This is a genomic window from Streptosporangium sp. NPDC002607, assembly GCF_053592655.1.
Genome location: NZ_JBSFWD010000045.1, coordinates 47,166 through 66,988, shown reverse-complemented (window position 1 = coordinate 66,988; position 19,823 = coordinate 47,166). Strand labels below are relative to the sequence as shown.

Below are 19,823 nucleotides of genomic sequence, written 5' to 3'. Positions count from 1 at the left end.
GCCGACATCAGCCGGCGCTCTTCAGCGACGTGATGTCAGCCTTGAGCTTGGCCTCCTGCTCGGCGTTCAGCGGGACGAACTTGGCGTCCTTGGCGATCGCGTCGATGTTGGACGCGTAGTAGTCGAGGAAGGCCGCGACCTCGGGCCGCTTCGCCGCGGCGGTGGAGGGGTAGATGAACAGCGGGCGGGAGAGCGGGGTGTACTTGCCGCCCTGGGCCGCCTCGACGCTCGGGGCCACGCAGCCGCTGCCCGAGTCGATCTCCACGGCCTTCAGCTTGTCGACGTTCTCCTCGTAGTAGGTGAAGCCGAAGTAGCCCAGACCACCCTTGGCGCCCGAGACACCGGTGACGATGTCGTTGTCGTTCTCGCTCGGGCTGTAGTCCTTGCGGCTGGCACCCTCCTCACCGTTGATCTCGTCGGTGAAGTAGTCGAAGGTGCCGGAGTCGGTGCCGGGGCCGTAGAGCTTCAGCGCCTCGGCGGGGAACTTGGCGTCGACGTCCTTCCAGGTCTTGATCTTGCCCTCGGCCGCCGGCTCCCAGATCTTCTTGAGCTGGTCGGTGGTGAGGCAGGTGACCCAGTCGTTCTCCTTGGGAACCACGACAGTCAGCGCGTCGGTCGCCACCGTGAGCTCGGTGAACGTGATGCCCTTCGCCTCGCAGGCCGCCTTCTCCTCGTCCTTGATCGCGCGGGAGGCGTTCGAGATGTCGGTCTCGCCGGCGCAGAACTTCTCAAAGCCGCCGCCGGTGCCCGAGGTGCCGACCGGCACCTTCACCTGCGGCTGCTCCTCGCCGAAGAGCTCGGAGGCGGCCTGGGTGAGGGGAGCCACGGTGCTGGAACCGTCGATCTTGATCTCGCCGCTCAGGGCTGCGCTCGCCTCGGTGGCGGGGGCGGCGGACGAGGTGCTTCCGTCACTGCTGGGCTTGGCGTCGCCACCGCATGCGGCCGCGAGCGAAACGACGAGCGCGGCCGTCGCCACCGCGCTGAGGCGGCGCTGTCCACTGGTCACGGTTATGTTCCTTCTCCGTAGTGAGATCCGTTCTCGATGTCTTCGATGAAACTGGGGCAAAGTGAACGGAAGTGAAACGAGCCGTGACCGGCACCGGAAGAGGTGAACCCACGGATGTGAATACCCGGGCTTTGGCAGGATTTTCGTCCTGGCTTGCACCCTCGCAGGGCCTTTGGGCTGTGCTTTAGAGGGTTTTGGCGGAAATATGACCTGGTGAGCAGGGGAGGGCCGTCAGTTCGCCATCGCCTCCGGCCGCGGTCGTCGCAGGTGTGTCGATCCGTTCACCCTCCCGACATCCTGGGGAAGGTGAACGGACACGGGTGGGCCAACGGGCATGGCGAGTACCCGGGCGTGTGCGGAAGAGAAGCGCGGACGGCCGTACGGCGCCCGGAAGGGGGACTAGACGGGGAGGGTGAGCGGCCCGCTGCCGAGGCGCTCGAGGACCTTGGTGTGCAGGGGGCCGTTGCTGCACAGCAGGCTGCCGCCGTCGATGTCGGGGACACCCGACAGGTCGGTCCAGATGCCGCCCGCCTCCTCGACGATCACGGTCAGTGCCGCGATGTCCCAGGGGGAGAGTTCGGGCTCCGCCGACACGTCGACCGCGCCCTCGGCGACCATCATGTGTGACCAGAAGTCACCGTAGGCGCGGCTGCGCCAGACGGAACGGTTCAGGTCGAGGAAGGCGTCGAGCTTCCCGGCCTCCTCCCAGCCACCGAGGCTGGAGTAGGAGAACGACGCGTCCTCCAGGTAGGCGACGGAGGAGACCTGGCAGCGCGTGGCCTTGGTGAGGCTCTTGCCGGCCCAGGCGCCGCCGTCGCGGGCGGCCCACCAGCGGCGGCCGAGCGCGGGGGCCGAGACCAGGCCCACGACGACGCGGCCCTGGTCCACCAGGGCGATGAGCGTGGCCCAGACGGGCACTCCGCGTACGTAGTTCTTGGTGCCGTCGATCGGGTCGATGATCCACGAGCGCTCGCCGTAGCCGCTCTTGCCGAACTCCTCGCCGATGATGGTGTCGCGAGGCCGGGCCCGGCCGAGGGTCGCGCGGATCGCCTGCTCAGTCGCCTGGTCGGCATCGCTCACCGGTGTGAGGTCAGGCTTGTTCTCCACCCGCAGGTCCAGGGCCTTGAACCGACGCATGGTCAGATCGTCGGCCGCGTCGGCCATGACGTGCGCGAGGCGAAGATCGTCGTTGTAACCCGTCACGGATGCCAACGCTATCGCGTTGGTGACCGAATTGAGGAGAGTGGGGCGCAAGAGGGACAATCGTGTCGCCAGCCTATGGCGACGCCGGCGCGTCGCGGTGAGGCCGCTGGGACCCGGCTCCTTCCCTCGTCGACCGGGGCCACTCGTTCCTCGCGAGTTGCCGGCGACGCTAACGCGTCGCGGTTCGGCCGCTCTTACCCGGCTCCTTCCCTCGTCGACCGGGGCCACTCGTTCCTCGCGACCCCGCTCTCCTCGGTCCAGTCCCCGGCGCGGCCTCACGGCCCCGCTCTCCTCGGTCCAGTCCCCGGCGCGGCCTCACGGCCCCGCTCTCCTCGGTCCAGTCGCCGGCGCGGCCTCACGGGGAGTCCCTCAAGGGGGGAGCGTGGGGCACGTCCCTGCGGTGTTCCTTGGGGGCTAGTCGTCGTCGGGGGTGCCTTCGCGGCTGGCGAGGAGGCGGCGTAGGGAGGTCAGGCGGGCCGGGTCGGCGTGGCCGGCGGCTACCCAGGCGTCCAGGGCGCACTCCTCTGAAAGGTGGGTGCAGCCCTTCGGGCAATGGACGGTGCCCTCGATCAGGTCGGGGAAGCCCGCCAGGACCGTCTCCACCGAGACATGGGCCAGACCGAAGCTGCGCACCCCGGGGGTGTCGATGATCCAGCCACTCTCCGGCAGTTCGAGGGCGACGGCGGAGGTGGAGGTGTGACGGCCCCGGCCGGTCACCGCGTTCACGTGTGAGACGGCCCGGTTGGCGTCCGGCACCAGGGCGTTGACCAGGGTTGACTTACCCACCCCGGAATGGCCGACGAGCACGCTGATCCGGCTCTTGAGGCGCTCTCGCACCTCCACCAGGTCGCCGCCCTTGGAGACCACCACGTACGGCACGCCGAGGGGGGCGTACAGCGAGACCAACTCGTCGGGCGAGGCGAGATCGGACTTGGTGAGGCAGAGCAGCGGCTCGATGTCGGCGTCGAAGGCCGCGACCAGCATCCGATCGATCATGCGGGGCCGGGGCGGTGGATCGGCCAGGGCCGTCACGATGACGAGTTGGTCGGCGTTGGCGACCACGGGGCGCTCGATGCCGTCGGTGTTGTCGGTGTCGTCCGCGGAGCGGCGGAGCATGGAGGCGCGGGGCTCCACCCGTACGACGCGGGCCAGCGTGTCGGTCATCCCGGAGACGTCGCCCACCAGGGCCACCCGGTCGCCGACCACGATTCCCTTGCGGCCCAGCTCGCGGGCCTTCATCGCGACCACGACCCGGCCGCTCATCGCGGCGCCCTCCGCCTGGTCCCGCTTGCGGCGGCGTCCCCGCTCGCCCTCCGACTCGACCAGGCACGTGTAGCGTCCGCGGTCGACGGCGACCACGAACGCCGGGACCGCGTTCTCATGGGCAGGACGGATCCGGGTCCGGGGCCGGGATCCCTTTCCCGGCCTGACCCTGACGTCGTCCTCGTCGTACTCGCGCTTTCTCAGTTTCTCCGCCTTGTCCGGCCCGGTGCGCCCCGCGAAGGGCCGCGACTACCGGGCGCCTCCTGGGCCTGCCGGCCGGTCGCCCCTCACCGCGCGCCGCGCAGCATGTCCGCCCACATCGAGGCGAACTCGGGAAGGGTCTTACCCGTGGTGGCGATGTCCTCCACCTCGACGCCGGGCACGGCCAGCCCGATGACCGCTCCGGCGGTGGCCATCCGGTGGTCGGCGTAGGAGTGGAACACGCCGCCGGTGAGCGGTCGGGGCCGGATCTCCAGGCCGTCCTCGGTCTCGTTCGCGTCGCCGCCGAGACCGTTGATCTCCGCGACCAGAGCGGCCAGCCGGTCGGTCTCGTGCCCGCGGATGTGGGCGACACCGCTGATCCTGCTGGGGGAGTCGGCGAGAGCGGCCAGCGCGGCGATCGTCGGGGTCAGTTCGGCCACGTCGCGCAGGTCCGCCTCGATTCCGGTGATCCGTCCGGTACCGGTGACCGCCAGCCCCTCGGGTGTGTGCTCCACCGAGGCGCCCATGTCGGCCAGCAGCGTGCGCAACTGGTCACCCGGCTGGGTCGTCCGCACGGGCCAGTCGGGAATGGTGACCGTGCCGCCTGTCACCATGGCGGCGGACAGGAACGGCGCCGCATTGGACAGGTCGGGCTCAACCGTGAAGTCCCTCGCCCCGATGGGGCCGGGCTCGACCCGCCAGACGTCCGGCTCGGAGTCGTCCACCACGACGCCGAACTCGCGCAGCATCTGAACGGTCATCTGGATGTGCGGCTGCGAGGGGATCGGCGGGCCGTCGTGGCGTACCGTCACGCCCTTCTCGAAGCGCGCGGCGGTCAGCAGCAGGCCGGAGAGGAACTGTGAGGAGCCCGACGCGTCGAGCCTGACCTCGCCGCCGGTCAGCGGCCCCCTGATGGTGAAAGGCAGCGCGTCGCCGGTCACCTCGGCGCCGAGGGCGCGCAGCGCGCGCAGGATCGGGCCCATCGGGCGCTTACGCGCGTGCGGGTCGCCGTCGAAGAACACCTCGCCCCTGGCCAGTGCCGCCATGGGCGGCACGAAGCGCATGACCGTGCCCGCCAGCCCCACATCGATGTGGGCGCCGCTGATGACGGGGCCGGGCGTGATCGCCCAGTCGACGCTCGAGGCGCTCTCGTTGGAGGGGGTCATCGTCGCGCCCAGTGCCCGCAGCGCGTCCGCCATCAGATCGGCGTCGCGGCTGCGCAGCGCCAGCCGTACCGTGCCGGGTCCCTCGGCCAGTGCGGCGAGCAGCAGTGCGCGGTTGGTCACGGACTTCGATCCGGGCAGGGGAACGGTCGCGCGGACGGGTTCGGTCGCGGCCGGCGCGGGCCACAGCGGAGCGGACATGGCCAAAAGCCTAGCTGTGTTGTCGGCGACGCTGCGCGTCGCGGTTCGGCCGCTCTTGCCCGGCTCCTTCCCTCGTCGACTGGGGCCGCTCGTTCCTCGCGAGTTGCCGGCGACGCTAACGCGTCGCGGTGAGGCCGCTCTTGCCCGGCTCCTTCCCTCGTCGACCGGGGCCGCTCGTTCCTCGCGACCCCGCTCTCCTCGGTCCAGTCCCCGGCGCGGCCTCACGGCCCCGCTCTCCTCAGTCCAGTCGCCGGCGCGGCCTCACGGCCCCGCTCTCCTCGGTCCAGTCGCCGGCGCGGCCTCACGGGGAGTTCCCCCAAGGGGAGGCATGGGGCACGTTCCCGGGGTGATTCTTGGGGGGAGAGAACGGGGTGTCCCTGGGGAGAGAGATCTTGGGTACTTCCCGGTGGGGGCTTCCGGTGTGCCGTGGCGTGGCAAAGTGGAGATATGTGCGGGAGATACGCGTCTACGCGGGACAAGCACGAGTTGCTGGAGGAGTTCCAGGTCGAGCTTGACGGTGCGGCCGACGACGAACTCAGGCCCGACTACAACGTCGCGCCCACGAAACCGGTGTACGCGGTGATGAGCCGGGTGCCGAAGGCCGATCCGGACGGCCGACCGGTCCGGCAGCTCCGCGTGGTCCGCTGGGGGCTGGTCCCGGCCTGGGCCAAGGACCCTTCCATCGGCTCAAAGATGATCAACGCGCGGGTGGAGACGGTGGCGGAGAAACCCGCCTACCGCAAGGCGTTCGCGGAGCGCAGGTGCCTGCTGCCCGCCGATGGTTATTTCGAGTGGGTCGTGCTCGACGAGAAGGACGCCAAGGGCAGACCGAAGAAGCAGCCCTACTTCGTCCGCCCCGCCGACGGCGGCGTGCTGGCCATGGCGGGACTGTACGAGTTCTGGCGGGACCGGGGCCGGGCCGAAGACGACCCGCTCTCCTGGCTGGTGACCTGCACGATCATCACGACCGACGCCGTGGACGAGGCCGGAGCGGTACACGACCGGATGCCGATGCTGATCGAGCGCGACCGGTGGGGTGAGTGGCTCGACCCGGGAGTGACCGACGCGCGGGAGTTCCTGATCCCCGCGGGCTCCACCGGGCTGGAGGTCTATCCGGTCTCCACCGCGGTCAACTCGGTGCGCAACAACAGCCCCGAGCTCGTCGAGCCGCTGCGGTAGGAGGGGAGCGGTAGTCGGCCGCTCTTCTGAAAACGCTGGTCGATCCGGTGTAAAAGTTCCGGCAAGTGGGCATCCGCTGAGGAAAGCGGTGACTCGCGACGAGTGGGCGAGATCACCGTCGCCAGAGCTCACCCCTTGCGCCTGACGGGAGAGTCGGGGATCCCTTCACAGGCCGTCCCCGTTTTCCGGAGGTGCGGATTCGTGGATGTCGCGACCGCGCGCGAGCGTCTGAAGAACATGCTCGCCGAACTTGACCGTTCCATCGGAGTCCTTCGCGGAGATTCACCCGCCGCGGGGGACCGCTCCCCGGCGGACGCCGGTTCCGAGCTGACCGATTCCGACCGCAACCGGGCACTGCTGGAAGGGGCCACCCGGCACCGGGGTTCGGTGATCGAGGCGCTCAGGCGGATGGACGAGGGGTGCTACGGACTCTGTGCGGACTGCGCCGCGCCCGTTCCGGAGGGCAGGCTGGAGGCGCGCCCCGAGGCCGCCCGCTGCCTCCAGTGCCAGTCCAAACGCGAACGCCGACGCTGACCCCGCCCCCGGAAGCATCCAGGGGACGTGCCCGTGATCCTTCCCCGAAGGGACGCGCCGTCCTCCCGCACCAAGAATCTCCCCGGGGACGTGCCCCATGCCTCCCTTTGGGGGACTCCCCGTGAGGCCGCGCCGGCGACTGGACCGAGGAGAGCGGGGTTGTGAGGCCGCGCCGGGGACTGGACTGAGGAGAGCGGGGTTGCGAGGAACGAGCGGCCCCGGTCGACGAGGGAAGGAGCCGGGCAAGAGCGGCCGAACCGCGACGCGCAGCGTCGCCGGCAACTCGTGAGGAACGAGCGGCCTCCCTCGACGAGGGAAGGAGCCGGGCAAGAGCGGCCGAACCGCGACGCGTTAGCGTCGCAATCAACGCAGCGTCGCCTTTAACAGGGCCGGCGCGCGCTGGCGACCAAGTGGATGCCCACCGTGTCGTCGTCGTCGGGGTGGGTGTCCAGTTCGGTGTTGACCAGCCAGGTGAGCGCCCGGGAGTCGGAGGCGAGCACATGGTCGACGGTCGAGGGGGACAGCACCGTGCGGGGCCGTACCCACTCGACCTCCAGGCCCGCCTCGGTGAGCAGCTCGCGGAGCTGGGCGCTGCTGAAGCAGCGGGTGATGCTGCCGTCGGGCCAGGGCACGAGCATGACCTCGCCGGTCTGGCGCAGGTGGGCCCAGTAGTTCTGCTCGGCGAGGATCGCCATCCCCAGCACCAGGGAGTCGACGCAGACCAGTGTCCGGCCGCCGGGACGCAGAACCCTGACGACATCGTCGATCGCGGACTCGGCCATGAGCTCCACGGACATCGCCCGTTCCTCGGCGAGCACGGCGTCCACGCTGCAGTCGGGCAGGAAACGCAGGTCGTCGGCGCGTACCTGGCTGACCCTGGAGATGTCGTGCAGCGGTTGGTCGTCCGCGGGCCGGCGGAAGTCGACCATCTCGATCACCCGGTGTCCCGCCTTCGCCGCCTGGACGGCCCAGCGGCCGTTGCCGCAGGACATGTCGAGGACGGTGGAGGGGGTTTCCGGCAGCCATCGACTCAGTTGCTCGGCCACGACCGCGTGATAAAAGGTCCAGTACGGCCCGAGCGCACCTGAGCCGTTCAGCTCTTCGGCCGGGATGGGCAGCACAAGCAGCTCCTGGCGTCGGGAGGATCCGGTGGTCTTTGATTACCTACCGGTACGTATCTTCTTTTCCCCGTACCGGGTCGTTCGTCACCTTCTATCTTGCGGGAACAGATGACTGGACGAGCGTGTTGCAAGCGGACAACGCACGATCCTTTCGGAGGTTGGCAAGCAGATGCTCGCCTTGATCGAACCCGTCACCCGCCCCGGTGATCGGGCCATCCCCGGTGAGCGGGTATCCTCCGCTCAGTACGGTGTCCCGCGTCAGCAGGACTTCGGCGATCTTAAGGGGGTGGGTCCGGTCCCTGCGACAGACGAGGAGACTCTGGAGCAGCGGAGCACACGGTTCGAGCGGGATGTCATGCCCTATCTCGACCAGCTCTACTCTGCCGCACTTCGGATGACCCGGAACCCCGCGGACGCCGAGGACCTTCTTCAGGAGACCTTCGCCAAGGCGTTCGCGTCTTTTCACCAGTTCCAGCAAGGCACGAACCTCAAGGCGTGGCTTTACCGAATCCTGACCAACACCTTCATCAACAGTTACCGCAAGAAGCAGCGGGAGCCCAAGCAGTCGGGTGCCGAGGAGATCGAGGACTGGCAGCTGGCCAGGGCCGAGTCGCACACTTCGGCGGGGTTGAAGTCGGCGGAGGTCGAGGCGCTGGAGCACCTCCCGGACACCGACGTGAAGCGGGCGCTGGCCGCGCTCCCCGAGGAGTTCCGCATCGCGGTCTATCTCGCCGACGTCGAGGGCTTCCCGTACAAGGAGATCGCGGACATCATGGGGACCCCCATCGGGACCGTGATGTCGCGGCTGCACCGTGGCCGTCGCCAGCTGCGGACCCAACTTGAGGACTACGCCCGCGAGCGTGGCCTGGTTCCCGCGGAAGGTGCGAAGTGAGCGAGCGAGACAGGAACGGCGATTCCGCCCCGGTGGCCTCGACACCCCTGGGTGAGGTGATCGCATGAGCTGTGGCGAGCACCACGACACCGACTGTCGTGAGGTCCTGGACAAGGTCTACACCTACCTGGACGGCGAGCTCGACGAGCGCAACTGCGCGGACATCCGCCAGCACCTGGACGAGTGCCACCCCTGCCTGGAGGAGTACGGCCTGGAGCAGGTCGTCAAGCAACTCGTCGCCAAGCACTGCGGCTGCGACCAGGTCTCGGAGGACCTGCGGGCCAAGGTGCTCAGCCGGATCGACCAGGTACGCTCCGAACTCGCCCACTGACCTCTCCGGAGCCTCCGTATGGTCGTGGTCATCGCGTGTGCCGAGGGGCTGCCGGGTTCACCCGGCAGGTGAACCGCTTCCCTGTTATGGTTCCTGGGTTCGAAACGGTCATGGCCTGGCCGTCGGTTCTCTCGGCCGAGGGAACCGAGAAGCCACTCCCCTCGTGGAGCGGAGGAGTCACACGACGATGGGGGTTGCTCATGCGCATACTCGTGACCGGTGGGGCGGGGTTCATCGGATCCACCCTCGTTGACCGGCTGCTGGCCGACGGGCACGAGGTCGCGGTGGTGGACGACCTGTCCGGTGGCGACCGCGGCAACCTGGTCCGCGCCGCGGAGAGCCCCCTGTTCGCCCTGCACGTGATGGACATCCGGGACCCGGCCCTGATCGGCCTGGCGGCCGAGTGGAGACCCGAGGTCGTCTGCCACCTCGCAGCGCAGATCAGCGTGCGCAAGAGCGTGGCCGACCCGGTACACGACGCCAGGCTCAACGTCGAGGGCACCGCGTCGGTCCTGACGGCCGCCCACCACGGTGGCACCCGCAAGGTCGTCTTCGCCTCCTCGGTCGCGGTCTACGGCAGGCCGGCGGTCATTCCGGTCCCCGGCGGCGCGGCGACCGACCCGCGCTCTCCGTACGCGGCCTCCAAGCTCAGCGCGGAGACCTACCTGGCCACCTTCAAGGCGCTCCACGGCATCGACTACACCACGCTGGTGCTCTCCAACGTCTACGGCCCGCGCCAGTCGCCGGACGGCGAGGCGGGGGTGGTCGCCATCTTCACGGACGCGCTGCTCAACGGCACCCCCACGGTGGTGTACGGCGACGGCACCCAGACCCGCGACTACATCTTCGTCGACGACGTGGTCGACGGCTTCGCCCGTTCCTGTGGCGCCAAGGGCGGCGGCGGCCGCTTCAACCTGGGCACCGGAGTCGAGACCACCGACCGGAGGCTGCACTCCCTGGTCGCCGCGGCGGCGGGGGCCGTCGACGAGCCGGGTGGGGCTCCGGCCCGCCTGGGAGACCTCCCGGCCATGGCCGTCGATCCGGCTCCCGCCTTCGACGGGCTCGGCTGGCGCCCCCAGACGGACCTGGCCACGGGCCTGAAGGCCACGGTCGACTGGGCGAGGACCAAACTCGCAACCCCGTAATCCCACCAAGCACCCTCAACTCGTGAGGCCACACCGGACCGGCCGGGACAGCGCCCTGGGGCCGTCCCTCAAGAATCTTCCTGAGGGACGGCCCGTGAGGCCGCGTCGGCGACTGGACCAGGAAGCCCCCTGGGGACGTGCCCCATGCTTTGTTCCCGAGGGACTACTCGTGAGGCCGCGCCGGCGACTGGACCGAGGAGAGCGGGGTCGCGAGGGAAGGAGCCGGGTAAGAGCGGCCGAACCGCGACGCGCAGCGTCGCCGGCAACTCGTGAGGAACGAGCGACCCGCTCGACGAGGGAAGGAGCCGGATAAGAGCGGCCTCACCGCGACGCGTTAGCGTCGCCAGAAGCAGGCCCGAACCGCGACGCGCAGCGTCGCCAGCAGTCCGTGATTGACCGGTTACGCTTTGCTTTCGATTGGCCGTCTCGCCCTCCTGATCTGGCTCGCTTCTGTAGCCTGAGTGCGAAATCGACGTGGAGGCAGCGCATGTTGAAGGAAACGGTCGACCCGGCCCACCCCGGGATCTCCTGGACCTGAACGCGCGCCCTTTGGAACCCTAGGGTGGCCGCTTTGCGTGGACTGCCGTGGTTTGCCAAGGTCTATCTGATCCTTGTCATCGGAGCCGCCTTTGTGCTGCTCGGATACAGCGTGGCGGCGGACGGTCGCCTGGATCGGCTCGACTGGTCCAACCTCATGGTGCTTGCCCTGCTGTTCCTGGTGTGCGAGTCGGTGCCCACCCTGCTGAGCGTCAGGCAGGCGGCGGTGTCGGTCAGCTTCTCCGCCGTGCTCGCCGCGGTGGTGCTGCTCGGCCCCGAGGGAGCGGCGCTGGTCGGCATGACGGCCATGTTCAGCGTGCGGCCCGGCCTGCCGCTGGTGAAGCGGCTGTTCAACAGCGCCCAGTTCGCCATCTGCGGCTACGTCGCGGGCCGGGTCTACGTGGCGCTCGGTGGCAGAGCCGAGGTGCCCACCATCGCCGGATTCGACGAGATCATCGTGCCGTTCGCGGGCGCGGCGGCCGTCTTCGTGCCCCTCAACTTCGTCCTGATCGCGTTGGTGCTGGCGGTCACGGGCCAGGCCGATCAGGTGCCGCTGCGGGGCGTGGCCCAGTTCATGGTCTCCTACTTCGGTTACGCCACCTTCGGCCTGCTGATCGCGGGGCTGTGGGCCACGGTCAACTCGATCTCCGCGGTGCTCGTGCTGCTCCCGCTCTTCGTGGCCCGCTGGGCCTTCGGCCAGTACCTCGCGCAGCAGCGCTCCTACGACGCCACGATCGCCGCGCTCTGCCAGGCGGTGGAGACCAAGGACTACTACACGCGCGGCCACTGCACCCGCGTCTCCCTGGCCGCGGGAATGATCGCTGAGGAGATCGGCATGGGGTCCGAGCGGTTGCGTGCGATCCGCTACGCCGGGATGCTTCACGACGTGGGCAAGCTGGGCGTGCCGACCAAGGTGCTGCAGAAGGACGGCCCGCTCAGCGAGGAGGAGTTCGCGGCCATCCAGCTCCATCCGATGCGCGGGCTGGAGATCGTGCGCGGCATCGACTTCCTGGACGAGGCGTTCGCCGGGATCATGCACCATCACGAGCGGCAGGACGGCAAGGGCTACCCGATGGGGCTGGCGGGGGACGAGATCCCGGAGTTCGCCAGGATCATCGCGGTGGCCGACGCCTTCGACTCGATGACCTCGGACCGTTCCTACCGCAACGCCCGTCCGCGCGAGGTGGCCATGACCGAGCTGCGCAAGGGCGCCGGCACCCAGTTCGACCCGGTGATGGTCGTGGCGTTCATCAAGGCGGTCGACCGCGACGGCTGGGAGCCGCCGCGCACCGTCGTCACGCCCCTGGCCGACGTGGCGGAGACCACCACGAAGGACCACGACGACCCGACCATGCCCATTCAGGTGGTGTCCGAGCGATGAACGGCTCCGGCGCCAACCGGGCTTTCCAGGCGCTCGACTCGGGTCAGCTGCTGCTGATCTGCGCGGCGGGCCTGCTGGCGGTGGCCGGGGTGGCCCACACGGCCGCGACAGGGCTGCTCGATCCCCAGATCGCCGTCGCCTTCGGCGCGTTGATCGCGGCGGGGGAACTGGCCAGGCTGACCATGCCCGGCAACAGGGAGGTGGCGCCGATCGGCGCGGCGGCCGCGCTCGGTTACACGCTCCTGCTGGACATGGGTGGTGTTCCCACCCGGCACTCGGCGCTCCAGGTCGTCGCGGTGCTCTCGGTCGGCATGGTCGCCGGGGCGCTGCCGCACCTCGCGGTGGGCCGCCCACCCCGCCTGGACGCGATGGCGCGCAGGCTGCTCACCGGCGCCCTGCTCGCGCTGGCCTACCGGCCGCTGGCAGGCCCGCTGTTCGACCTGGCCAGGGGCGATGAGAGCGGCTGGTGGCCCGCGCTCGGAGTGATGGCCCTGTTCATCCTGCTCATGGTGGTGGCCGACGTGCTGCTGGCCGCCGCGCTCCGGGCCGAACAGGTGCGTGCCGCCTTCAAGGTGGCCGTTCACGACGAGCTGTGGATGGCCGCGCCGTTGGGGGTCGCCGTCGCGGCCTCGGGCATCCTGCTCGCGCTCGCCTCGCACAGCATGGACATGGCCGCGCTGCTGGTCTTCGCGGCGCCGCTGCTGGTCACCCAGGTCGCCTTCCGTAAGTACGCCGGGATCAGGGCCACCTATCTGCAGACCGTACGAGCGTTGTCGAGGGTCACCGAGGTCGGCGGCTATGTCGAGCCGGGGCATTCCCGCCGGGTGAGCCGCCTGGCGGTGGCGGTCGGGCGGGAGCTCGGCACGGCCGAGCCCGAGTTGCTGGAGCTCGAATACGCCGCGCTCATGCACGACATCGGTCAGCTGTCGCTGCGCGACCCGATTCCCGGCGGTGCCACGGTTCTCACCGACCCCGAGCAGGCGCGGCGCATCGCCGAGCTGGGCGCGGAGGTGATCAAGCAGACCGGGGTGCTGGACCGGGTGGCCGAGATCGTCCGTCGTCAGTGTGACACCTGCGCCGAGAAGCCGCCCACGGCCAGCCGCATCATCAAGGCGGCCAACGCCTACGACGATCTCGTGGGTGGTTCCAGTGACCGCGATCGGGCAGGCGCCGCGCTGGAGCGTCTCCGTCTCGGCGCGGGCAAGGAGTACGATCCGACGGTCGTCGAGGCGATGGCCAGAGTGATCGACAGGCTGGCCCCGATCCATCGGCTTTAGGGTTCTCCTACAGTTGAACGCCGGTTCCCTGCGGTTTCCGCCCGCTCACATCTGCGGGGTTCCTACGGTTCGCGTTGCCGCGATCGGTGGTTTCGGGCGAACGGTTGCGCGGAATGCCCAGCCGTAGGGTGGAGCGGTCGAAAGGAACCCACCAACGTGTTCGAGTCCGTTCTGATCGCCGACCGTGGCGAAATCGCACGACGGATCGTCCGCACGGTTCGGCACATGGGGGTGCGTGCCGTCGCGGTGTACTTCGAGGTGGATGCCGACCTGCCGTTCGTCACCGAAGGAGCCGCCGGGCGAGGGGGGCTGGGTCGACTCCGGGTACGCGTTGGGGAACACGGTCACGCCGTTCTACGATCCGCTCATGGCCAAGCTGTGCGGGTACGGGCGGACGCATGCCGAGGCGCTGGGGCGCGCCCGCGAGGCCGTGGCGGGCAACAACCGACCGTTCCGCCTGGAGCTGCTGGAACGGCCGGAGTCCGTCGACGGAAAGTACGACACAGGACTGGTATCTCGCATGCGAGCGTGATCAGCTCTGTCTGGCACAGTTGAAGAACGTTGAACGATGGGAGTTTCCGGTGGCTGAGATCCGCGCTGAGATGGTGGCGAATGTCTGGAAGGTCCTCGTGGCCGAGGGGGACACCGTAGAGGACGGCGACACCCTGCTCATTCTTGAGTCGATGAAGATGGAGATCCCGGTCCTCACCGAGGACGACGGCGTGATCGCCAAGTTGCAGGTCGCCGAGGGCGATGTCATCCAGGAGGGCGACCTGATCGCCGTCATCGAGTAGTTCCGCCCCCGCTCCCGGGAGTGAGGCGCGCGAGGAAGCGCTCGCGGTCGACGACGACGCGCTCGATGGTTCCGCTCGCGACGACGGACTTCCGATCGCGGGCGGTGAAGCCGAAGACCAGGCGGTGGCCGTCGACCTCGGTGAGTTCGACGGCGACCTCGATGTGCGTGCCGACCGGGCTGGCCGCCAGGTGCTCCAGAGAGACCCGTGTGCCCACGGAGGTCTGGCCGGGGGCCAGAGCTCCAGCGACCGCCTGGAGGGTCGCCTGTTCCGCGAGAGCCAGCACGCGGGGGGTGGCCAGCACGGGGACGTCCCCGCTGCCGACCTTCGTCGCGGTGTCCTCCTTCTCCACCATGGTGAGAAGCCGTGCCTGCAGACCGGGAGCGAGCGTCATGCGCGCCAGCATAGGCTCTGGTCCCGTGACCCCGTACTGCGACCACTGCGGCCGCCCGGAGGGCGAGGCCGACCACGCCGGGTGCCGGGCCGCGCGCGTGATGGAGCCGCCCCGTTACTGTGCCCGCTGCCGCCGCCGGATGGTGGTGCAGGTGACCCCAGGCGGCTGGTCCGCGCGCTGCGCCGAGCACGGTGTGACAAGCGGCTGACGGTGAGCAGCGTGTGCCGGCTTTTTCACCCGAATGCGGTTCGGTGGAGATGGGTCGCTTTCGCCCCGGCTTACGTCTTATCTGCGTAGTCTTGTAGGGTTTTACGGACTTTGCTGGTGTGCTGTGGGTTGCCGTTGCGGTACCCGGGTCGGCTGTTTCGGGTATGACGCCCGAGTTGCCCCGGGCGCAAGGGCCTGCAAGGTGTACAAGTACGCCCAAAATTGCCGGGGTTTGTGCGATGCTACGGCACGCGTCTTGTTTGCGAGCCATACGGCATGCAGGGTTTCGTTACAGCGCCGTGATGGTGCCGCGATGCGAATCCGCTTTGTTGGAGAGCCCTGGCGTAGGAGTGGAGAGGGTTACGGGGGAGTAATGGTGGCCCAAGGCACGACGCTGGCGGGGCGGTATCGCCTGGATACCCGCATCGGCGCCGGCGGTATGGGCGAGGTGTGGAAGGGCGAGGACATGGTCCTGGCCCGCACCGTCGCCGTCAAGGTGCTGCTCCCGGGCCGTACCGACGATCCGGGCTTCCTGGTTCGCTTCCAGGGCGAGGCCAGGGCGATGGCGACGATCAACCATCCCGGGGTCGTCGACGTGTACGACTACGGGGTTCACGAGGTACCCGGCGCGGGGGCTACGGCGTACCTGGTGATGAAGTTCGTCGACGGCGAGCCGCTCGACCGCCTGCTCGGACGGCTGCGACGCATCGCCCCCGGGGCCGCGATGGACCTCATCTCCCAGGCGGCCTCGGCGCTGCAGGCGGTCCACGACCAGGGCATCGTCCACCGGGACATCAAGCCGGGCAACCTGCTGGTGCGCTCGGACGGCACCCTGGTGCTCACCGACTTCGGCATCGCCAGATCCGACACCGCCAGCCGGCTGACGGACGCGGGCATGGTGCTCGGCACCGCCGCCTACTGCGCGCCGGAGCAGGCGGAGGGCGCACCCGTCACGCCCGCCGTGGACATCTACGCGCTGGGCGTGGTGGCGTACGAGTGCCTGGCCGGGCAGCGCCCGTTCGACGGTGACACGCCGGTCACCATCGCGCTCAAGCACATCCGCGAGGCGCCGCCGCCGCTGCCGCCGGACGTCCCGCCCGCGATCCGGGCGCTTGTGGAGCGCTCCCTCGCCAAGGATCCGGCCCGGCGCTTCCCCAGTGCCGCCGCCATGAGCGCCGCCGCCAGGCAGGCGGCCTTCGGCGCGGAGGGTGCCACCGCGCTGTCGCCGCAGGCAGGAAACGTCCCGGAGACCGGATGGCAGGTGCAGGCACCCCAGCAGGGACAGACCGGCTGGCAGGGCCAGGGACCGGCCATGCCGCAGACGGGCGGCTGGCAGGACGCGGTGCAACACCCCACCACGTCGGCGCACGGGGTGGGACCGGCCACCGAGACGGTCTCGCAGCACCGCGGCCGCCGCGCCGCGCGGAAACAGGGGCGCAAGGGAGGGGTGATCGCGGCGTCGGTGGCGGCGGGCGCGATATGCGTCGGCCTCGTCACGGTGGCGATCAACGGGTTGGCGGCCTCAGGCTCGGCCCCTGACCCCGACCTCATGGGGGGGCAAACGGTGCCCACCGTCAGCGCGTCGCCGACGCCGCCGAAGAAGGGATCCCGCAAGCCGCCGTCCCCTACTCCCACGGTGACCCGCCTGACCCCGAACGATCGGCCCACGCCGACGGCGACCCAGGGGGACAAGCCGCCGTCTCCCACCGCGGAGGCCACGAAGACGCGGACCCCCACTCCTACTCCCACCGCCACTCCCACCCCGACCCTGCTGCCGAAGAAGAGTGTTCCTGCCGTCATCGGGATGACGCCGGAGGCGGCGGCCGCGACGCTCAAGCAGGCGGGCTTCACGTCGAAGCTCTCCTACAGCGCCGACGTCGATCGTTCGGGGTGTGTCGAGGTGGTCGAGTCCCGCCCCGGCGCGGGAACGATGTGGAGCCCTTCCAAGCCGGTGGAGATCATCGCCGTCAACGTCGACTGCCCGCCCACGCCCACCCCGACGCCCACCCCGACCCCCAAGCTCTAGGCAGGCAAGGTAACGGCGGCTGTCCCGCGGGGACCTTCCTCCCCTTCGGGGGCGGGCGGTGCCTCGCCGCGTCATCGGTCACCGCGGCACGCCGCGGCTCCCTCCTCCGCCTCGCGAGGCACCAGCCGGCCGATCCCCGTCACGGCGAGATCCGCCGGGCAGGGCCTAGATGCCCGTGGTCTGGCGGGGGTAGGCCACCGAGGGGTCGGTGGCGATGTTGACCATGTAGGGCACACCGGAGTCGAACGCGCGGCGCAGGGCCGGGCCGATCTGCGAGGGGTCGGTGACGAGCTCACCGCCACCGCCGAGGGCGGTCACCACCTGGTCGTAGCGGCACTGCGGCTGGAGGTCCGCGGCCACGTCGTAGCCGTAGAGCATCTGCATGGGGTGCTTCTCCAGGCCCCACATACCGTTGTTGCCGCAGATCATCACGACCGGCAGGCGGTGCCGCACGAGCGTGTCGACGTCCATCAGCGAGAAGCCGGCCGCACCGTCGCCGAGCAGCAGCACCACCTGCGAGGAGGGACGGGCCACCCTGGCGGCGATGGCGTAACCCAGACCCGTGCCCAGGCAGCCGTACGGGCCCGGGTCGAGCCAGTTTCCCGGCTGCTTCGGCTCGACGTACTTGCCCGCGTACGAGACGAAGTCACCGCCGTCGCCGATCACCACGGCGTCGTCGGCGAGGAGCTTGCCCAGCTCGCCGTAGATCCGCATCGGGTGGATCGGGTCGGCCGCGGACTCGAGCAGGGCGGCGTCGGCGGCGATGGCGGCCGAGGCCGCCTCGGAGAGCCGGGTCACCCAGGGCGCGTAGGCCTTGGGGGACACGCCCGCTTCGGCGCAGGCCGTGCCAAGCCCCCAGAACAGCAGCGAGAGGTCACCGGCTGCGGTGCCCGCGGGCTCCATGTGCGTGGTCAGCTGCGACGGCGCGTCGGCCAGGTGCACGACCTTGGCGAGCGGGGTGCCGTCCTTGCCGCCGAACCAGCCGTAGCCGAGGCGGAAGTCGATCGGGGTGCCGGCCACGATCACCAGGTCGGCCTGGGAGAACGCCGTTCCCCTGGCCCGGGTGACCAGCAGTTCGTGGCCGGCGGGCAGGATGCCGCGGCCCTGGCCGTTGGGGATGACCGGCAGGCGGTATTCCTCGGCGAAGCTCCTGGCGACCTCCTCGGCGCGGTCCATCCACACGTCGGAGCCGAGCACCAGCACCGGGCGCTGGGCCTCGGCGATCAGGCGGGCGATCGCGGCCAGCGCGTCGGGGTCGGGCTCCAGCGGCGACGGGGTCAGCGTCTGGGGGGCCTCTTCGAGCGCAGGCGCGGCCGAGAAGAGGTGGTCCATGTGGAAGTCGAGGAAGACGGGGCCGCGGTGCGGGGCGAGGGCGGTGCGGAAGGCCATCTCCACGTCCTGCGCGACGGAGTCGGCGCCCGAGCCGGTGAAGGCCAGCTTGGTGATCGGTGCGAACAGCGGCGGGTGGTCGATCTCCTGCAGCGCGCCCGAACCCCACCGGGACTGGGGGGCGCGGCCTCCCATGACCACGACGGGCGAGCCGTTGAAGTGCGCGGTGGCCACTCCGCTGACGCCGTTGGTGATGCCGGGGCCCGCGGTGAGTACGGCCAGCCCGGGTTTACGGGTGAGCCGCGCGGTCGCCTCGGCGGCGAAGACCGCGCTCTGCTCGTGGCGGACGTCCAGGATGGGCATCCCCTCGTGGACCGCGCCGTCGTAGAGCGGGAAGACATGTCCACCGGACAGGGTGAACATGGTCTCGATGCCGTATGCCTTGGAGATGGCGACCGCGATGTCACCTGCGTGCTTCGGAGACTCCATATCGCGCAACCTACCAGTCAGTCACTTAGCCGAACAGGGATTGTTCTCCCTGCCCAGATCCCCTCGCCTAATGCGGGCAGCACATATGGCATCCGGCTGGAGATAAGGGATAGGCATTCGTCGGCGGGAGGCTCAGAGAGTGTCGGAGAGCGCCTTGATGGGCATCTTCAGGTCCGCCAGCAGGCCGAGGTCGGCCTCGGCCGAGCGGCCCAGGGTGGTCAGGTAGTTCCCCACGATGATCGCGTTGATGCCGCCGAGCATGCCGTCGCGGGTGCCCAGGTCGCCCAGGGTCAGCTCGCGACCGCCCGCGTAGCGCAGGATCGTGCGGGGCAGCGCGAGCCTGAAGGTGGCGATCGTCCGGAGCGCCTCGGACCCCTCCAGCAGCGGGAAGGACTCGAAGGGCGTGCCGGGGCGCGGGTTGAGGAAGTTCAGCGGGACCTCGTCGGGCGCCAGCTCGCCCAGCTGCCCGGCGAACTCGGCCCGCTGCTCCCGCGTCTCGCCCATGCCCACGATGCCGCCGCAGCACAGTTCCATGCCGGCTTCGCGCACCATCAGGCAGGTGTCCCAGCGCTCCTCCCAGGTGTGGGTGGTGACGACCTTCCCGAAGTGCGACCTCGCGGTCTCCAGGTTGTGGTTGTAGCGGTGCACGCCCATCTCGGCCAGCTCGTCGACCTGTGCCTGGGTGAGCATGCCCAGCGAGCACGCGACGTTGATGTCGACCGCCTCGCGGATCGCCTTCACGCCCTGGCGGACCTGGTCCATCAGGCGCTGGTCGGGTCCCCGTACGGCGGCCACGATGCAGAACTCGGTCGCCCCGGTCGCGGCGGTCTCCCTGGCGGCCTCGACCAGAGAGGGGATGTCCAGCCAGAGGGAGCGGACCGGGGAGGAGAACTGCCCCGACTGCGAGCAGAAGTGGCAGTCCTCGGGGCAGCCGCCGGTCTTGAGGGAGACGATCCCCTCGACCTCCACCTCGGGACCACACCACTTCATCCGCACCTCGTGGGCCAGGGCCAGCAGCTCGGCCAGGCGGTCGTCCGGCAGTTCCAGGCAGCGCAGGGCCTGCGCGGCGTCGAGACCACGGCCTCCCTCCAGCACCTGCGTCCTGGCGATCTCGAGGATGTCGCTCATCAAATACCTCCAGCGTGGAGAT

19 protein-coding genes and 1 pseudogene are annotated in these 19,823 nt (G+C 69.8%); 12 read left to right on the top strand and 8 right to left on the bottom strand.

Annotated features, from left to right (window positions below; translation table 11 throughout):
• Positions 1-7: 7 nt before the first annotated feature.
• The 4 genes from ACWD3H_RS36455 to aroA all read right to left on the bottom strand — a co-directional run bounded on the left by ACWD3H_RS36455 (position 8) and on the right by aroA (position 5,037).
• Entirely contained in the window at positions 8-1,006 is a 999-nt protein-coding gene (locus ACWD3H_RS36455) for a PstS family phosphate ABC transporter substrate-binding protein (RefSeq protein WP_451958243.1), read from the bottom strand.
• Positions 1,007-1,405: 399 nt separating this feature from the next.
• On the bottom strand, positions 1,406-2,209 hold the full coding sequence (hisN, locus tag ACWD3H_RS36450) for a histidinol-phosphatase (protein WP_451958242.1): 804 nt from the start codon (positions 2,207-2,209) through the stop codon (positions 1,406-1,408).
• 414 nt (positions 2,210-2,623) lie between these two features.
• Positions 2,624-3,676, bottom strand: a complete 1,053-nt coding sequence (rsgA, locus tag ACWD3H_RS36445; protein WP_355568732.1) for a ribosome small subunit-dependent GTPase A — start codon at positions 3,674-3,676, stop codon at positions 2,624-2,626.
• An 83-nt stretch (positions 3,677-3,759) separates the two neighbouring features.
• The gene (aroA, locus tag ACWD3H_RS36440) at positions 3,760-5,037 is read right to left on the bottom strand and encodes a 3-phosphoshikimate 1-carboxyvinyltransferase (protein ID WP_355628623.1); all 1,278 of its coding nucleotides are present in this window, start codon (positions 5,035-5,037) and stop codon (positions 3,760-3,762) included.
• Positions 5,038-5,484: 447 nt separating this feature from the next.
• Between aroA and ACWD3H_RS36435 the strand changes: the two genes are divergently transcribed.
• Both ACWD3H_RS36435 and ACWD3H_RS36430 read left to right on the top strand, forming a co-directional pair.
• Positions 5,485-6,216 carry an SOS response-associated peptidase gene (locus tag ACWD3H_RS36435; RefSeq protein ID WP_355568720.1) on the top strand — a complete coding sequence of 244 codons (732 nt, stop codon included), beginning with the start codon at positions 5,485-5,487 and terminating at the stop codon, positions 6,214-6,216.
• A gap of 201 nt (positions 6,217-6,417) precedes the next feature.
• A complete protein-coding gene (locus ACWD3H_RS36430) occupies positions 6,418-6,750 on the top strand; it encodes a TraR/DksA family transcriptional regulator (RefSeq protein WP_030924883.1) in 333 nt (110 codons plus the stop codon).
• 380 nt (positions 6,751-7,130) lie between these two features.
• Here ACWD3H_RS36430 and ACWD3H_RS36425 read toward each other — a convergent pair whose 3' ends face one another.
• Positions 7,131-7,871 (bottom strand): methyltransferase domain-containing protein, encoded by a 741-nt coding sequence (locus ACWD3H_RS36425; RefSeq protein WP_433366549.1) that lies wholly within the window; start codon positions 7,869-7,871, stop codon positions 7,131-7,133.
• Between the two features lie 286 nt (positions 7,872-8,157).
• On the opposite strand from ACWD3H_RS36425, the gene ACWD3H_RS36420 reads away from it, so the two are divergent.
• The 8 genes and pseudogenes from ACWD3H_RS36420 to ACWD3H_RS36385 all read left to right on the top strand — a co-directional run bounded on the left by ACWD3H_RS36420 (position 8,158) and on the right by ACWD3H_RS36385 (position 14,228).
• Positions 8,158-8,763, top strand: a complete 606-nt coding sequence (locus tag ACWD3H_RS36420) for a sigma-70 family RNA polymerase sigma factor (RefSeq protein WP_030924879.1) — start codon at positions 8,158-8,160, stop codon at positions 8,761-8,763.
• Between the two features lie 64 nt (positions 8,764-8,827).
• Positions 8,828-9,094 carry a mycothiol system anti-sigma-R factor gene (gene rsrA, locus ACWD3H_RS36415; protein WP_030924877.1) on the top strand — a complete coding sequence of 89 codons (267 nt, stop codon included), beginning with the start codon at positions 8,828-8,830 and terminating at the stop codon, positions 9,092-9,094.
• 200 nt (positions 9,095-9,294) lie between these two features.
• Positions 9,295-10,239 carry an NAD-dependent epimerase/dehydratase family protein gene (locus ACWD3H_RS36410; protein WP_451958241.1) on the top strand — a complete coding sequence of 315 codons (945 nt, stop codon included), beginning with the start codon at positions 9,295-9,297 and terminating at the stop codon, positions 10,237-10,239.
• Positions 10,240-10,810: 571 nt separating this feature from the next.
• On the top strand, positions 10,811-12,157 hold the full coding sequence (locus tag ACWD3H_RS36405; RefSeq protein WP_350959590.1) for an HD-GYP domain-containing protein: 1,347 nt from the start codon (positions 10,811-10,813) through the stop codon (positions 12,155-12,157).
• Entirely contained in the window at positions 12,154-13,434 is a 1,281-nt protein-coding gene (locus ACWD3H_RS36400) for an HD-GYP domain-containing protein (RefSeq protein WP_451958240.1), read from the top strand. Before ACWD3H_RS36405 ends, ACWD3H_RS36400 begins: the two co-directional genes overlap by 4 nt.
• Before the next feature lie 156 nt (positions 13,435-13,590).
• Positions 13,591-13,662, top strand: a pseudogene (locus ACWD3H_RS36395) (biotin carboxylase N-terminal domain-containing protein); the annotation flags it as partial.
• A 34-nt stretch (positions 13,663-13,696) separates the two neighbouring features.
• Positions 13,697-13,966 (top strand): hypothetical protein, encoded by a 270-nt coding sequence (locus tag ACWD3H_RS36390; RefSeq protein ID WP_451958239.1) that lies wholly within the window; start codon positions 13,697-13,699, stop codon positions 13,964-13,966.
• 49 nt (positions 13,967-14,015) lie between these two features.
• The gene (locus ACWD3H_RS36385) at positions 14,016-14,228 is read left to right on the top strand and encodes a biotin/lipoyl-binding carrier protein (RefSeq protein ID WP_157594786.1); all 213 of its coding nucleotides are present in this window, start codon (positions 14,016-14,018) and stop codon (positions 14,226-14,228) included.
• Here the strand turns inward: ACWD3H_RS36385 and ACWD3H_RS36380 are convergent.
• Positions 14,218-14,622, bottom strand: coding sequence for a thioesterase family protein (locus ACWD3H_RS36380; protein WP_451958238.1), 405 nt, complete (start codon positions 14,620-14,622; stop codon positions 14,218-14,220). The genes ACWD3H_RS36385 and ACWD3H_RS36380 overlap by 11 nt on opposite strands.
• Here ACWD3H_RS36380 and bsaP point away from each other — a divergent pair.
• Positions 14,621-14,830 (top strand): biotin synthase auxiliary protein BsaP, encoded by a 210-nt coding sequence (bsaP, locus tag ACWD3H_RS36375; RefSeq protein ID WP_343969275.1) that lies wholly within the window; start codon positions 14,621-14,623, stop codon positions 14,828-14,830. The two genes, ACWD3H_RS36380 and bsaP, sit on opposite strands and share 2 nt — an antisense overlap.
• Before the next feature lie 372 nt (positions 14,831-15,202).
• Positions 15,203-16,855 carry a serine/threonine protein kinase gene (locus tag ACWD3H_RS36370; protein ID WP_451958237.1) on the top strand — a complete coding sequence of 551 codons (1,653 nt, stop codon included), beginning with the start codon at positions 15,203-15,205 and terminating at the stop codon, positions 16,853-16,855.
• A gap of 165 nt (positions 16,856-17,020) precedes the next feature.
• Here ACWD3H_RS36370 and ACWD3H_RS36365 read toward each other — a convergent pair whose 3' ends face one another.
• Both ACWD3H_RS36365 and bioB read right to left on the bottom strand, forming a co-directional pair.
• Positions 17,021-18,673, bottom strand: coding sequence for an acetolactate synthase (locus ACWD3H_RS36365; protein ID WP_451958236.1), 1,653 nt, complete (start codon positions 18,671-18,673; stop codon positions 17,021-17,023).
• A gap of 132 nt (positions 18,674-18,805) precedes the next feature.
• Entirely contained in the window at positions 18,806-19,801 is a 996-nt protein-coding gene (gene bioB, locus ACWD3H_RS36360) for a biotin synthase BioB (protein WP_451958235.1), read from the bottom strand.
• Between the last annotated feature and the right edge of the window lie 22 nt (positions 19,802-19,823).